Annotated in this window: 11 protein-coding genes, 2 tRNA genes and 3 pseudogenes; 9 read left to right on the plus strand and 7 right to left on the minus strand. The window is 47.6% G+C overall.

Features of this window, described 5'->3' with window-relative positions:
• Positions 1 to 3: 3 nt before the first annotated feature.
• The gene (locus ACIDITHRIX25_RS81195; RefSeq protein WP_082058630.1) at positions 4 to 531 is read right to left on the minus strand and encodes an NADH-quinone oxidoreductase subunit B family protein; all 528 of its coding nucleotides are present in this window, start codon (positions 529 to 531) and stop codon (positions 4 to 6) included.
• Between the two features lie 8 nt (positions 532 to 539).
• Complete coding sequence (locus tag ACIDITHRIX25_RS81200) at positions 540 to 866, minus strand: ArsR/SmtB family transcription factor (RefSeq protein WP_052605612.1); 327 nt, start codon at positions 864 to 866, stop codon at positions 540 to 542.
• A gap of 173 nt (positions 867 to 1,039) precedes the next feature.
• On the opposite strand from ACIDITHRIX25_RS81200, the pseudogene ACIDITHRIX25_RS81205 reads away from it, so the two are divergent.
• Positions 1,040 to 1,605, plus strand: a pseudogene (locus ACIDITHRIX25_RS81205) (IS607 family transposase).
• A pseudogene (gene tnpB / locus ACIDITHRIX25_RS81215) lies at positions 1,602 to 3,207 on the plus strand (IS607 family element RNA-guided endonuclease TnpB). The pseudogenes ACIDITHRIX25_RS81205 and tnpB overlap by 4 nt, the downstream one beginning before the upstream one ends.
• Before the next feature lie 481 nt (positions 3,208 to 3,688).
• On the opposite strand, the gene ACIDITHRIX25_RS81220 reads toward tnpB, so the two are convergent.
• The 3 genes from ACIDITHRIX25_RS81220 to ACIDITHRIX25_RS81230 form a co-directional block, all read right to left on the minus strand.
• Positions 3,689 to 3,991 (minus strand): DUF190 domain-containing protein, encoded by a 303-nt coding sequence (locus ACIDITHRIX25_RS81220; protein WP_052604462.1) that lies wholly within the window; start codon positions 3,989 to 3,991, stop codon positions 3,689 to 3,691.
• 10 nt (positions 3,992 to 4,001) lie between these two features.
• A complete protein-coding gene (gene crcB, locus ACIDITHRIX25_RS81225) occupies positions 4,002 to 4,370 on the minus strand; it encodes a fluoride efflux transporter CrcB (RefSeq protein ID WP_052604461.1) in 369 nt (122 codons plus the stop codon).
• 85 nt (positions 4,371 to 4,455) lie between these two features.
• Positions 4,456 to 5,352: an undecaprenyl-diphosphate phosphatase gene (locus ACIDITHRIX25_RS81230; RefSeq protein WP_052604460.1), complete on the minus strand. Its 897-nt coding sequence runs from the start codon at positions 5,350 to 5,352 to the stop codon at positions 4,456 to 4,458.
• Positions 5,353 to 5,516: 164 nt separating this feature from the next.
• Here ACIDITHRIX25_RS81230 and ACIDITHRIX25_RS81235 point away from each other — a divergent pair.
• Positions 5,517 to 5,608 (plus strand) — tRNA-Ser (locus ACIDITHRIX25_RS81235).
• 234 nt (positions 5,609 to 5,842) lie between these two features.
• Positions 5,843 to 5,929 (plus strand) — tRNA-Leu (locus ACIDITHRIX25_RS81240).
• 962 nt (positions 5,930 to 6,891) lie between these two features.
• Here ACIDITHRIX25_RS81240 and ACIDITHRIX25_RS81245 read toward each other — a convergent pair.
• The gene (locus ACIDITHRIX25_RS81245) at positions 6,892 to 7,506 is read right to left on the minus strand and encodes a GNAT family N-acetyltransferase (protein ID WP_052604459.1); all 615 of its coding nucleotides are present in this window, start codon (positions 7,504 to 7,506) and stop codon (positions 6,892 to 6,894) included.
• A gap of 319 nt (positions 7,507 to 7,825) precedes the next feature.
• Between ACIDITHRIX25_RS81245 and ACIDITHRIX25_RS81250 the strand changes: the two genes are divergently transcribed.
• The 5 genes and pseudogenes from ACIDITHRIX25_RS81250 (at position 7,826) to pknB (ending at position 13,644) form a co-directional block, all read left to right on the plus strand.
• Complete coding sequence (locus ACIDITHRIX25_RS81250) at positions 7,826 to 8,503, plus strand: FHA domain-containing protein (RefSeq protein ID WP_201733528.1); 678 nt, start codon at positions 7,826 to 7,828, stop codon at positions 8,501 to 8,503.
• Between the two features lie 3 nt (positions 8,504 to 8,506).
• A complete protein-coding gene (locus ACIDITHRIX25_RS81255; RefSeq protein ID WP_213333459.1) occupies positions 8,507 to 9,040 on the plus strand; it encodes an FHA domain-containing protein in 534 nt (177 codons plus the stop codon).
• Positions 9,040 to 9,630 (plus strand): annotated as a pseudogene (locus ACIDITHRIX25_RS000000104485) (protein phosphatase 2C domain-containing protein); the annotation flags it as partial. The gene ACIDITHRIX25_RS81255 and the pseudogene ACIDITHRIX25_RS000000104485, both read left to right, overlap by 1 nt.
• A gap of 680 nt (positions 9,631 to 10,310) precedes the next feature.
• Positions 10,311 to 11,789 carry a peptidoglycan D,D-transpeptidase FtsI family protein gene (locus tag ACIDITHRIX25_RS81265; RefSeq protein WP_201733531.1) on the plus strand — a complete coding sequence of 493 codons (1,479 nt, stop codon included), beginning with the start codon at positions 10,311 to 10,313 and terminating at the stop codon, positions 11,787 to 11,789.
• Complete coding sequence (pknB, locus tag ACIDITHRIX25_RS81270; RefSeq protein ID WP_249685759.1) at positions 11,764 to 13,644, plus strand: Stk1 family PASTA domain-containing Ser/Thr kinase; 1,881 nt, start codon at positions 11,764 to 11,766, stop codon at positions 13,642 to 13,644. Before ACIDITHRIX25_RS81265 ends, pknB begins: the two co-directional genes overlap by 26 nt.
• A 178-nt stretch (positions 13,645 to 13,822) precedes the next feature.
• Here pknB and ACIDITHRIX25_RS81275 read toward each other — a convergent pair whose 3' ends face one another.
• Positions 13,823 to 14,437, minus strand: a complete 615-nt coding sequence (locus ACIDITHRIX25_RS81275) for an anthranilate synthase component II (protein WP_201733532.1) — start codon at positions 14,435 to 14,437, stop codon at positions 13,823 to 13,825.
• Positions 14,438 to 14,490: the final 53 nt, after the last annotated feature.

A 14,490-nucleotide genomic window follows, 5' to 3' on the forward strand; every position in this document is an offset into this window, starting at 1 on the left:
ATATCATGCTTTTGCGATCCGCCGGAGTTCGGCGATTATCGACTTGGGCTCGGGAGGACAGCCTCGAATTTGAAGGTCGACCTCTAAAAACTCACCTACAGCTCCCTCAACTCCATATCCATCGCCAAGGCCGTTGCAATTGATCGCGCAATCTCCGAGTGCAATGACTACCTTGGGAGCGGGTGTGGCTCGATAGGCATCCATAAGTGGTGCTGCCATGTTGGAGGTAACTACTCCTGTGACTATCAGACCATCGCTATGGCGTGGGGATGCAGTCAGAGAGATTCCATAGCTCTCTATGTCGTAGATTGGCGCGAAGCAGAGGCCGAGTTCAACTTCACATCCGTTACAGCTACCGACGTCAACGTGACGCAACACCAGCGATTTTGAATTAATGTCGGGGCGAATAAAGGTTTCAGAGTCGGGTAGGGGTTCGGTTTGGGTTGTAGTTTTTCTACCCAACACAGCTCTAAGTAGATTATTTTCTTTCTTATTACGACTTTCTGATTTCGTCGATTCTTCGTTGCTCATTAAGTGGCCTATGACTGTTGAAGATCTTTTAGAAGCGAGGTGGCGTTGGTTAGGACCTCGGTAAGGATGTGTCTGGCGACTTTTAAGAGATCGCCAACCTCTGGGTGAACTATTGAGTAAGTCACTGTAGACCCTGATTTTTCTGAGACTATGAGCCCAGCTCGCCTTAGCACCCCTAGTTGTTGGCTTAAGTGGGAAGCTTCAGCGCCGATCTCGGCCATGAGTGCCGAAACGGTCATCGACTCTTGGGTCAGAAGCTCCAAGATACGGATTCTCATCGGGTGTGCCATCGACTTAAAGAACTCCGCTTTAAGTTGGTGAAGAGGTGTGCTCATTGAAACTCTCTTTTATCATATGATGAATTTGTAAATCAATACTTTAAGTATAGCATCAAGTTAGCAACCCTTAAGTTAGGTATGTGTTGAATTTCTATGGACGATAAAACCAAAGCATGACCACAGTCAGGGGTTGCAACAGTTGACGCAGAGATGTGCTATAACGATATGTAATGAACTTGCGTGAGTGGGCGCTGTCCCAAGGTATACATCCTCAAACGGCATATAAGTGGTATCGTGCCGGTACTCTGCCTGTCCCTGCGCTAAAGTAGGGCAACTGATATTGGTGGGAGACCTAGAGTCTCAACCGTCCGTATCTAAGTCTGCCGTCATATATGCACGAGTGTCTTCTGCAGATCAAAAATCAGACTTAGATCGCCAGGTTGCCAGAGTTCTTACCTGGGCTACAGAGCACGGGTACTCAATAGATCGCGTAGTAACCGAAGTTGGTTCGGCACTTCGCAGACATAGGCGAAAGTTTCTGTCGTTACTTAAAGACCCAACAGTAGACACGATTCTGATAGAGCACAGAGACCGCTTCTGCCGGCTTGGAGCCGAATACATAGAGGCCGCACTTGAGGCTCAGTCCAGGAAATTGGTTGTGGTAGACCCAGGCGAGGTAGACGATGACTTAGTGCGTGATGTCACGGAGCTACTCACGTCTTTGTGTGCTCGGTTATACGGTCGCCGTTCGGCTGCTAACAAAGCTCAGCGTGCTATTGATGCGGTGTGCTCATGATCGCGATAATGCGGACAAAAGCACAGGCTCAAAGAGTATCCGATCTCACCGGAGGTAAGGTTCTTCTTGACGAAGGTAACCCAACAAGGAAGATATCGCTCACCGGAGATTTCGAGCAATACCGAGATGCACTAGAGCCAGTCAGCGTACTATTTGCAGCTATGTGACGATACCGGCGAGAAGGTTCCGACTGGTTGGACGGTCACAGGGGCTTCGTTTGAGGTCGAGTGGCCAAAAGATCCACAGGTAGCATCTGGTATCCGTTCTCACTTTGGTGCTAGACGCTTCGCCTACAACTGGGCACTAGCCAAAGTCAAGTCGGATATGGATGCCAAGAGAACAGACGTAAGCTACCCATCCACACCGTGGACTCTTGAGGCTCTCCGCAAACGGTGGAACCAGGAGAAGAACGAGGTCGCGCCCTGGTGGGGAGATAACTCCAAAGAGGCGTATGCCTCTGGTATAGCTGACCTAGTTCGCGCGCTATCTAACTGGTCTAGCTCTAAACACGGCAGACGAAAGGGTAGAAAGGTCGGCTTCCCGAAGTTCAAGTCTAAGAGAAAAGACCGCAACAGAGTACGTTTTACGACTGGCACTATGGGTTTTGAGGACGATCATCGAACAATCGTGCTGCCGATGATAGGTGCGCTACGCTCTATGGAGAACACGCGCAGAATACAGCGTCACCTAGCTAAGAACAATGCTCGTCTACTCAAGCGCACTCTATCACAGAGATGGGGTCGGTTGTTCGTCTCCTGCCAGCTCGCGATCAAGACAAGCGTAGTTACTCCACCGTCTGCAACTATGTCCAAGAAAGACCCCCGCGCCGGTGTCGATCTAGGACTAAGGTCACTTGCTACTATCGCAGACAGCAATGGCGGCATAACAGCTATTCCTAACCCCGCTCCGCTCAGAGCTACTATGAATGAGCGTCGTAGGGTTGGGCGCAATCTCATCCGACGGATACCCGGATCACACGGTCACAGGCAAGCGAAAGCCAAGCTTGTCAAGTTAGACCGTAAAGCCGTATACGTCCGTCGTGAAAGTATCCATCAGTTAACCTGTTACCTGGTGGATAACTACAGCGAAGTTAAGATTGAAGACCTTAACATCGCTGCCATGGGTCGAAGTATGGGAAGACGGGCATTGCGCCGTTCGGTATCTGATGCCGGACTCGGAGCCTTCAAACCAACGCTTACCTATAAGGCCGAACGTGCCGGAGTCAAGGTAGTCGTTGTAGATCGCTTCTTTCCCTCGTCGCAAATCCACCACAACTGCACAGGCAGACTCACGGGTGCAAAGCTCGCAAAGAGACTTATCTGTGATACTTGTCATGTTGAGGTGGATCGAGATGAGAATGCTTCATTGAATATCCGTGACTGGTCGGTTATCAGTTGTGGGCCAGTTGGGTCCAGCGCCCTGCCCGTTCCCAGGCCATTTGGTACAGGCGGCAGTTGCGATGATGGGATGACTCATCATCGCAAGAGAGAACGTAAGACCGCTAGCAATACTGGCGGTGCTCAAAGAGGCAAGAACGACCCTCGGGCGAGTGAGAATGAAGCCCGAAGGAAGAACCTTGAAAAAGGTGCATCTAGTGAGTAGACTCACCATTTATCATTCAGATGCAACGGTCGGGTTATGGCGCTAAGCAGACCACAATTATTTGATTGGGCGCTTTTTTGAGAGGTGGATTTTTGAACCGCAATCGAATCCATCATTGGGCATTTGATGTGGCGTTTCCCTGAAAATGCTAATCAAACTATTTAACTTTATTTCAGGTGTTAATTCTCAGGCCTAAAAAAGTTATCAGGTAGCAGAGGTGCGGTGCTTGTCTTTCTGATCTGATAAAGGCGCTAGCAGTGCCAAATCAGAAAGACCCAAAAGTTCTTATCGTACAGGCGTTACTTATCTGTTATGGGGTCTTGGTGACGCACATGATGGTAAGGAGAGCCGAGTTAAAGATGGTGGACAAGGGTTCAACTTGATCTTTTGTATTGGATCTATCGCTGTAGTTTTAGAGCCTTAGATGGGTATCAGGACCCAAGGCTTCTCTTTATTGTCGAAAGATTGTCCAGACCAAAGGCTATTGGTGAATAGTGATGGGCCAACTGATAATTTTAAGGCCCGGGTGCTTCTTTAGGTAGTTGACGGCTCGCATTGCGTCATCGTTTTCTTCAAAGAATTCAATGACCAAAGGAAGGTGTGCCTCTGGATTTAAAATTGTAGCTTTGTGGATCTCTCGGTGTTCTCCAAAGCCTCCAACGGCGCGTAGCAATGTGGCACCAGTTGCCAGAGAGTTGTCGTGCAGCTCGCGTAGAACTACATCGGCCAAGGAAGCCCTTTTTTCGCGGTCGCCTTCAGTTAGATAGACATGGATCATCATCATTATGGCAATACTACTTCTTACCTAGGACGCTTCCAAGATAAACTGCACCCAATCCTAAAATAACAGACATGAGCGAGTAAGAGATTGCCTTGGTGACCTTACCTTCTTGAAAGAGACTCAATGTTTCGATAGAGAACGTCGAAAACGTCGTATAGGCACCTAGAAATCCAGTTAGCACTCCAGCTCTAATAGATGGTGAAACGCTGAGGCGATCCAAAGTGAAATAAAATAAAAGGCCCATTAGGAAAGAGCCAATGACATTTATCGAGAGGGTTGCATATGGAAAAGATTTTCCAAATGCGCCTGCCACTAAGTTGGATTGATAGTAGCGAGCCAATGCACCAAGCGGAGCAAATATCGCAATCCAAAGCGCGCTCACGTTTTGTGGTCTCCCTTCGACCTAGGCGATGATAATTAAGATCGCATCTATCCATTGAACTCAATAGTCAATGCGACCCTCGTTATTAATAGAATCTAATTGTTAGGGCGATACCGGCCACAATTGAATAGACCGCAAAAGGAAGGAGATTTTTGGTCTTGAAGTATCGCGATAGAAATGAAACTGAGATAAATGCGGCAATAAATGCAGCTACGCCACCTATGAGCATCTGAACTCTAACGCCGTTGCCGGTGGATCCAAATACCTCTGGCAGTTTATAAAGTCCAGCTGCAAGAATGATCGGTGTTGCCAGAAGGAACGAGAACCTAGCGGCATCTTCATGGTCCAGACCGCGAACAAGACCGGCGACCATGGTGACACCCGATCGGGAAATTCCTGCAAAGAGAGCAAAAATTTGAGCAACTCCGATTATTACGCCTTCTTTGAGCTTAAGCGTTGCTAGGGGCCGTTCTCCCTCTGCCCAATCTCTGCCTTCCGCGGATATCGTCGCCTTGTTTTTAATCGCGCGTCTCATGATCGCTTCTCCAGCGATCAGGATGCCGCCATTGACAATTAAAAATATTGAGGCCGCAAGGGGTTTGGCGAAGAGACTCTTTAAAACATGATCGAAGATGAGGCCAACTATTCCTGCGGGAATTGTGGCGACCACCAAGAGCCATGCCAATCTTTCATATTTGTCGTCAATACGTCTTTTTTTGATCGATCGAAAGAATGCTGAAATTATCTTTACCCATTCGTTCCTAAAGTAGACAATCAGTGCCAAAGCCGTGGCAACATGGAGACTCACTAGGAACGTTAGGAAAAACGAGTGCTTTGCGGTTTGAGCGGCAACTAGGTTGTTCCAACCAAAAAGTGCGGGAAAAACTACTGAATGACCAAGAGAAGAGATAGGAAATAACTCACTGACTCCCTGAAGGAGTCCCATAACGACAGATTGAAGATCAGTCAACGGGCTAGACATTTTGGCCTTTCAAGCTTGCTTTTATGCTTATGGGTCTGCAATACCTTCGGTGATCTTAGTTGGCAAATTCGCCAATTGTGAAAGAAGATAATGTATATCATTGCGATTTTGACTAAAGAGGCTTCACAACCTAGGAAAAAACCTACTAAACTTTTAGTTGGCTTGGAGAGGTGCCAGAGTGGTCGAATGGGTCTCACTGCTAATGAGTTGACCCGGGAAACTGGGTCCGAGGGTTCAAATCCCTCCCTCTCCGCCACTTTCTCCTCTCTGCTTAGTCTTTTTAGAGATTTCCGTCAAAGGGATACCCGTAATAAGGGGAATCGTTTATCTATGAAGTTTTCTAGCTATTTGACCTAGTTTTGCAAAAGTGCGCTCGTTATTTTAGTCTTTCTCGTCGCATCTATCTGAAAGAATTTTTACGATAAAAGGAATCTGCCATCGTGGCGTGCGCAAGTGGGACCAGATAGGAACTAACATGTTTTGTTGAGTTGGGCGAGTGGCGGAATAGGCAGACGCGCAGGATTCAGGTTCCTGTGTCCGAAAGGACGTGGGGGTTCAAGTCCCCCTTCGCCCACCATTGACGCTTACGTCTCTCACTACCCACTCGGAGAGGTTTGCTCTTTGGTGATGCTTGGGTAGCTCTCCTATGCCCCGAGCCTGGACGGCGCCTGATGTCTGGCGCTTACTGGGTGTTTGATCAAGGAACTAAAACCACCTAAATAAGGTAGCGCCAAGAAGGTGTCGTCACTAGTCGTACGGCCATGCCTCTTGGACCATAGCGCGAATGATAGCTTATAAATTTTGCCATATTCACTAGGATCCCTTCGTTGTAGGGGCGGCTTTTCGTTGACGCCTCTGTTGATCTAATGGCGTCGTATTAGTGGAAATAGTCGCTTAGAGTTCAGCGTGCATTAAGACGTGTGATTCTTTTCGCACGGGCGCCACAAAGGCTTACTCTCTTAGCTTGGATTTTACTATAGTTGACTAATCCCCCATAGGATTTTATATCGATGCCACAAGAAACGACACTAAGCACTACACGTTGGCAATCTCGAGCTCTGAGGGAAGTCCGCCTGATATATCTTTATTGTCTTTTTCTTTGAGGCAGATATTCGTTGCTTTTATGCTGTGTTCGAACCGGTGAAGAGTTCGACCTCGGTGCATGATCGATATATTAGGTTGGCGATCTAAAGTCGCTAATCTGGATTTACCGATTTAGCTCCTCCGATCGCACTTGGCGACTAGGCAACTTTGACTCCCAGCTAAGAGATCACTAGCAACTTTGACGCCGCTGTTTTGTCGTTCTGTAAGTATTGTTGATCTTCAAGTGGTCTCACCTAGGTGGATAGGGGCCATGACCAACAGGGAAAGCGATGTTCTACCGACACTACTTCGTAATTGGGACCACGACTCTTTTGGGTTCAATTCGGCGATTTAGATGACCTCATTGTATGATTTGGTTGGTCTTTGTCGCCGAAGTTAAGTTCGGCCCTTTGCGGTTTATTGGGGCGTTAGCCAAATAGAAGTTTGTAAATTTCTTCAATCACTCGTGGAGATACTAGGACTTTCCGAGAGGTCGATCCGCCAACGAAATACTTTTCCACCGCCAAGACGCTTCGACTCGTTGAACTCTTCAATAAGTATTCCGCCGTTATTTGTAACGACACGCTGCGAAGCGATGTTGTTGGTCTTTGTCACTAATTCCACGTTGGTCATCCCCTCTTTGGAAGCCACATTTAGCATCAGGAAAAGAGCTTTTGTTGCATAACCTTGACCTCGTTTCCACTCCATCGTTTCATAGCCAATGTGGCCTATTTGATGCAGCAACTCCTCATAGCCAACAGTTGGCAGGCGGAGAGTGATTCTCCCTACAAATTCTCTATCCCACATCCACCGATGAAGTGCGGGAGCTCTTGCACTAGTGCTTCCATCTTCGTTATAGCGAACTCCTTCTTTGGAGCGATCAGCCATTTTGGCAAGCACTAAGTTTGGATCCCGTTCCGCCAGGATAACTAGATCCTTGGATGAGCGAAAAAGGGTCTTTTCTCCATCCCATCCGCGATCGACAGCGCCCAGGTAACTTGGGAATCGCCCGATAGATGGCACTACGAGGGTCATTTTAGAGACTTTGTCGTGATTGGCGGAGCATGTCATTGGCGTCACTATTTCATTTCACTTGTAAAGATTATAGGTTTGCCTCAAATTCCAGGTGGTCATTTCACTCTGGCAATTATCAAACGAAGGTTCATCTTTGGTTGTCTCTATAGAGATGCTCTGAGATAACTCATTCCCAGGCTAGGGATTAAGGCGACCACATTTAAGTCTTTTGGGATGATACGCGAACGCTTGGGAATCGCGGGAGGATTACAGGCTCTATGGGCTAATAGGAGATCTCTAGATAAATGAGGGCTAATTAAGTAATCATTCGCAAAGTATCAGGTATTATCTTGCACTAAATGGCGTCATTGTAATTATGAACTATCATATAGCCGTGGGGCTAAACGATATTGAAAATAGGCTCGAACATTTAGTGGAAGGGGCCTTTGGACGCTTTTCACGAAAGGGCATCCAACCATCTGAGATTGGCAAGAAGCTTTCGCGCCATATGGAACTCGAAAAGCGCATTGGCGTGCGTGGACCCCTTGTTCCAAATGATTATTTAGTTGCGTTGAGTTCTTCGGATTGGCATAGCCTCTCCGATATCGCGACTGCTCTCAACTCCGAATTGCTTGCACTGGTTCAACAGACTGCTAAAGAACATAGATATAAGTTCGTCGGTTTCCCGGCATTGAGAATTGAAATTGACGAAGACCTTCCTCGGGGTACATTTGCAATTGAGTCAAGATACATAGAAGATCCAGATTATTTAGGTCACTTATATCTTGAAATGCCCAACGGACTTAGGGTGCCGATCACGGAAAAAACTATCACCGTAGGGCGTCTTCCTTCTTGTGCGGTAGTAATCGATGATCCTAAGATTTCTCGAAATCATGCGGAGATATCCCTGAATAAGGACGGGGTAGTGACGCTTAAAGATCTCGAATCGACAAATGGTACTAAAGTTAATGGACGGCGAATTTCCCAGATATCCGTAGATGATGGGGATGTTATAGAGTTCGGAGTGGTTCGAATTAAAATTGGACGTCAATAACCTATGCCGATAGGGCTGCTGGATCTATTTAAGTATGTTTTAATTGCCCTTATATGGCTCTTTTTTCTAAGAGTTATAAGGGCTGTTTGGGTTCAAATCAGAACAAATGATCTACAAAGGAAGGAGAAGTCACAGAGCGAATTTGAAGTTTTATCACAAGGCGGTGGTGAGACCAATCAAGCTAAGAAAACTGTAACTTCGTCTTCATCGGGAAGATCTGGATCAAAACGAAGGTCACAAGCAAAAAGCGGATTTCAAGTGAAGTTTAAAAGAGACGGTGTTGGGGAAGATCTTATCTTCGATATCAACGGATTGACGACAATTGGTCGTTCCAGTGGATGCACGATCTCTTTGGGGGACGATGAATTTGGTTCGGCTGTGCACGCTCGAATGTGGGTAGACAACGACGTCCTCTATGTCGAGGATTTGGGTTCAACCAATGGTACCTTTGTAAACTCCGGTCGGATCAACACTCCAAGGCCCCTTTCCAAGGGAGATCGAATCTCGATTGGTCACTCTAGCATGGAAGTGATCTGATGGCCCTTTTGGATTGGGGTAGTGCTACCAACACTGGAAAAGTCAGACGAGACAACCAGGACCATGTCTTTGCTGATGGTTCGATCTTTATAGTGGCCGATGGTATGGGTGGAGCCAATGGTGGCGAGACCGCAGCCCGAATAGCAGTCGACGCCTTTACTGAGAGAGTGAACCAAAGTGAACTGGACTCTGACGCAATCCAGAGCGCTCTCTTTTATGCAAATGAGATGGTTTTTACGATGGGTATGGCCAACCCCGACCTCCATGGCATGGGCACAACTTTCGTTAGCCTCGTCTTGGAGGAAATCCAAGGGGACAAGAGTCCCCGCAAGGCATATCTGCTAAATGTTGGCGACTCGCGGGCCTATCTCTTGAGAAAAGGTGAAATAACTCAGTTGACCGTGGATCACTCTTGGGTTGAAGAGATGATGCGTGCCGGTCGAATGAGCGAGGATGAAGTCGCCCACTCGAGGTCGCGTCACGTCTTGACTAAGGTCGTGGGGGTAGATGAGACCGTTGGGCCAGATCTCTGGGAGATATATCTAGACCCAGGAGACCAGGTTATTTTGTGTTCGGATGGGGTGACCAATGAGTTAGGTGATTTGGAGATCGCAGAAATTTTGCGTAGATCCAAATCCGCTCAAGACGGAGCATCTAAGGTTGTCGAGGCAGCTGTTTTGGCTGGGGGCGTAGATAACGCCTCCGCTGTCGTTGTTGCGTTGGCACCAATTGGCGACGAGTCGATTCGCGATCTAGAGACTCACAGTCAAGGAGTGGCCGCTTCGCCGCTGATACGTTTTGCTCCTCATGTGGTAAAGATCGAAGGCGAGGACGCATCTCTTCGTGGTCCAATGTTGCAATCTATCCCAATTCCGATATCTAAGTCGGAGTTTCATAAATCTGGGATGTACCTTAGGATTGCTGCTTTTTTAATCCTACTTTTGGTCATTCTGGGGGTTGGAGCCTATGGCATCAACTCCTATGTGAACGGAAGTTATTTTGTCGGTGCTTCCAATACCTCTAATGTTGTGATCTATCAAGGTCGTCCCGGGGGAATTTTGTGGTTCAAGCCAAAGGTGGTTGAGGTTGAAAAGATCAAACTGAACGCCTTGCCCAATTCGTATGTAGTCCAAATAAAGGCCGGTGTGGCAGAGACCTCTCTCTCGGCTGCGCGAAACTATATCAGTAATTTGACCTCCCAGGTTAGGAGTTATTCCGCCACGACTTCAACTCTTTCCTCAACTACTCCGACATTGGTTAGCGGAGGAGGATGATGGAGCGCAGAATTCGCCTTCTTGGAATCTTCTTAATGGTCTTGTTTCTGGGTCTATTTGTTCAGTTGAATAGAATTCAATTTTTGGATGCAAGCTCTCTAGCTAACGCTCCAGGAAATTCTAGAAATATAACAACTCAATTTTCACAAAACCGGGGTGCAATTCTCACCGCAGATGGTGCCGTCGTGGCTGATACAGTTAAATCTACTGACGTCTATAAATATCAACGACAGTACCCCAACGGGCCACTCTATGCCGATATCAGTGGTTATGATTCAATTCTGTACGGAAAAGATGGAATTGAAGCATATTACAACTCCTACCTAACGCCTCATAGTGTAACGCCTAACTCTTTGTCATCTCTGTTAAATCCAACGACAGCTCCCGATAATGTCACCTTAACTATCTCTTCAAAGCTCCAAAGCGTGGCCGCTAGCGCTCTGGGTAAGTTGCGCGGAGCTGTTATTGCGATTGATCCATCTACGGGTGCGATATTAGCGATGTATTCGAATCCATCGTATAATCCCAATCTGCTTTCGTCGCACTCTGGAACGACCGAGACGAAAGCTTGGAATAGCTATATTAAAGATCCCAGCCAACCTATGCTCGCCCGAGCCTATCGACGTAGATATCCTCCAGGGTCAACTTTCAAAATTGTAACTTCATCAGCGGTTTACGATCACAATCCATCTCTTGCCGTCAAGTCTTATCCCCATGTAAGTTCGATTGCTCTTCCAGACACTACTAATCGACTCCATAACTATGCCTATGAAGTCTGCGGTGGCCAAATTGGAATCTTGTTGGCGGTTTCATGTGATACCGGCTTCGGCCAGATCGGATTAGACCTAGGTGCTTCTTCTCTGGCAAGTGAAGCGAAGTCATTTGGTTTTAATCAAACACCGCCCCTTGATCTCTATGGAGTAGCATCGGCTACCTTTCCTTCGGCAGCATCTTTTTCCACCAGGTTACCGACGCTAGCCTATTCAGCGATCGGTCAGTATGACGTGGCAGCTACTCCACTTGAGATGGCGTTGGCAACTGCTGGCATAGCTAATCATGGTGTAATTATGGCGCCGCATTTGATGAGTGAGATTACTGGTCCGCAAGCAAACGTTGTCAAGAAATATCAAAATCATCCGTGGTTGGTAGCCACCTCGGCCGCGACAGCCGCCAAGGTTACTTCGCTAATGGAAGGCGTGGTTCGATTTGGAACAGCCGGTGGAATTGCAATACCCGGTGTTGCAATTGCGGCTAAAACTGGGACGGCTCAGCTAAACTTGTTGGCTTCGAACCAGTCAAGTCCAAATGGAAACGATAATTGGATGGTTGCATTTGCTCCAGCTAATCACCCGACGATAGCCGTCGCGGTGGTCGTTCCCGCACAACCAGGTATGAGTTCGAATTCAACTGGTGCTCAATACGCGGGACCAGTAGTCAAGGCTATGTTAAGTGCAGCTGTTAATCCAGTTCGGTAGTTGGAGGGTAAACAGAAAAGTGGCTCAGCCTTATGGAAGTCGATACGAGATCGTCGACAAGATTGCCCGTGGAGGAATGGCAGACGTTTTTCGTGCCCGCGACCTGCTACTAGATCGTTTGGTTGCCCTTAAGGTCTTATTTCCGGAGTTGAGTACGTCTAGTGCGTTTGTGGAGCGGTTTCGACGTGAAGCAACAGCCGCAGCGAATCTTAGCCATCCAAACATTGTCTCAGTCTTTGACTGGGGGCGCAGCGAGAACTCCTATTTCATAGTCATGGAGTTGATTGAAGGAGAAACGCTCGGATCTTTGATCAGAAAGAGCGGTACGCTTTCGTTTGATTATGCTGCAGCTATCGCTGCGGATGTCGCTTCCGCGCTTAGCTATGCCCATCGCCATGGTGTGGTTCATAGAGATATCAAGCCCGGAAATGTTCTAATTACCTCGGATGGTCACATAAAGGTAACTGATTTTGGGATCGCTCGAGCCCAGAGTGCCAATGAAGATCTAACTCAGACCGGATCTGTCATGGGGACAGCGACTTATATATCTCCAGAGCAGGCCGAAGGTAAGGTTCTAGATGGCCGCAGCGATGTTTATTCACTTGGGGTAGTTCTATTTGAAATGGTCATTGGCAAGCCGCCATTTAGCGGTGATTCGACCGTTTCTGTGGCGATGAAGCAAGTCAATGAGCCCACTCCGTCGGTGTCAAGACTGCGGAGTGAGACTCCGGCTGCTTTGGTAGCGATAATTGATAAAGCCTTAGCCAAAGTCCCTAATGATAGATACGAGACGGCTCAGGATTTTCGAGCTGATTTGCTTAGGTTTATCCAAGGGCGTCCTGTCGATGCGGCACGAGATCGAGTTATGCCTGACTATGGCGATACCACTACGGTGATGTCTGAGGTTTCAGGTTACTCTCAAACAACTATGATGGCCTCGAATGAGGCTGAACGAACGACCATAATTCCTGTAATTCCGGCTCCGCCAAAGAGAAGGAGAGAAAATACAGGGACGGTGGTAGCCATTTTGGCAGCGATCATTGTCCTTGGCCTTTTTTTCTTTTTGTTTAGGTTGGTTCAAGGCCATAAGAGCAATAACCCCTCTACCACTAATACAACCCTTGCTTCGGTATCGGTTCCTAGTGTGGTAGGTGATACGCTTTCTAGCGCAACGACTTCTCTTGGAGCGTCGCACCTGCGCTTTAAAATAAACTACCAACAGTCAAGTTCGGTGCCATCTGGAACCGTGCTCTCTCAATCTCCGGTGGCTGGTTCATCAGTTTCGAGTGGGACCAGCGTCTCAATACAGGTTTCTTCAGGGGCAGCCTTAGTAACGTTGCCAAATGTGACCAATCAGACGATTGGCAATGCAGAATCTCAGTTAGTACCCCTTGGCTTTTCAATCACTACAACATATGTAAATTCATCTAGCCCTAACGGGACGGTAATTAAACAGAACCCTACTGGAGCCTCTAAGGTGCCAGCCGGATCAACGGTTACTTTGACGGTATCTAATGGTCCATCGACCATTAGTGTCCCAGATGTGACTGGTAAGCCTTCTGCACAAGCAGCTAACGCTCTTGGAACTGCTGGTCTATCCCTTGGGAATACAACCAATCAATCTTCCAATTCGGTTCCAAATGGCGACGTGATCTCAACAAATCCACCGGCAGGAACCGCTGTGGCGCCGAACTCAAGTGTGGATATTGTGGTTTCAACTGGGCCGGGAAGCCCAGCTACAACGACGTCAACTACAACCACAGCAGCCACTACGACCACTACCGCAGCTCCAGCAACCACTACGACCACTACCGCAGCTCCAGCAACCACTACGACCACTACCGCAGCCGGATAACTGCTATTTCAAACTAGCTCATGGCGGTATCTTGTCTTTTTCAAGGTGCCGCCATTGAGATGAGAAATTATCTTCAGCTATGATCGAGGCGACGTTGTCAAAAGAGGTGAGCTTTTGAATTTTCGCTTTCCCACCTTAATGGCAACTTTAGTGATTAGTTTGATCTCGTGGCAAAGTTCTAGCTTGTAGTTGGCGCAAGGGAGAACTTTCTTGCAATTGTTAGGAAGTTCGAAATTAGCTCCTTGCCAGATTCGCTAAAGATAGATTCAGGGTGAAATTGTACCGAATGCATGGGATAGATACTATGGGCCATTGCCATTATCAATCCATCAGAGGTCGTGGCCGTTACGATTAGATTATCTTCAGGGATAGAGGCGCCATCTACGATCAGTGAGTGATATCGAGTTACCTTTAGTGGGCTTTTAATTCCCTCGAAGATGCCGGTGCCACTATGGTTTATCATGGATGTCTTGCCGTGCATTGGTATTGGCGCGCGTACGATATTACTTCCAAATGCTTGTCCAATTACCTGGTGGCCGAGACAAACACCAAAAATTGGAGTTGTTGGGCCAAGCTCGACGACCAGATCAAGCGATATCCCAGCGTCGATTGGACTGCCTGGACCAGGAGAGATTACGATTCCGTCGTAATTTAGATCGGCAATTTCCGAAACTGATATTTGGTTATTACGTACTACATCTACGCAAGCACCAAGTTCTCCGAAGTATTGAACTAAATTGAAGACGAAAGAGTCGTAGTTGTCAATCATGAGAATTCGCGCGGGATTAGACATGTTTAGATCCTAACGTGAGATCTTGTAGCGAGGGACTCTAGGCATTGATGAAG

Source organism: Acidithrix sp. C25 (genome assembly GCF_904848545.2).

Coding starts and splice junctions, on each gene's coding strand:
- ACIDITHRIX25_RS81195 (WP_082058630.1), bottom strand. CDS start 531: ATGAGCAACGAAGAATCGACGAAATCAGAAAGTCGTAATAAGAAAGAA.
- ACIDITHRIX25_RS81200 (WP_052605612.1), bottom strand. CDS start 866: ATGAGCACACCTCTTCACCAACTTAAAGCGGAGTTCTTTAAGTCGATG.
- ACIDITHRIX25_RS81220 (WP_052604462.1), bottom strand. CDS start 3,991: ATGATGATGATCCATGTCTATCTAACTGAAGGCGACCGCGAAAAAAGG.
- ACIDITHRIX25_RS81230 (WP_052604460.1), bottom strand. CDS start 5,352: ATGTCTAGCCCGTTGACTGATCTTCAATCTGTCGTTATGGGACTCCTT.
- ACIDITHRIX25_RS81245 (WP_052604459.1), bottom strand. CDS start 7,506: ATGACATGCTCCGCCAATCACGACAAAGTCTCTAAAATGACCCTCGTA.
- ACIDITHRIX25_RS81250 (WP_201733528.1), top strand. CDS start 7,826: ATGAACTATCATATAGCCGTGGGGCTAAACGATATTGAAAATAGGCTC.
- ACIDITHRIX25_RS81255 (WP_213333459.1), top strand. CDS start 8,507: ATGCCGATAGGGCTGCTGGATCTATTTAAGTATGTTTTAATTGCCCTT.
- ACIDITHRIX25_RS81265 (WP_201733531.1), top strand. CDS start 10,311: ATGATGGAGCGCAGAATTCGCCTTCTTGGAATCTTCTTAATGGTCTTG.
- ACIDITHRIX25_RS81275 (WP_201733532.1), bottom strand. CDS start 14,437: ATGTCTAATCCCGCGCGAATTCTCATGATTGACAACTACGACTCTTTC.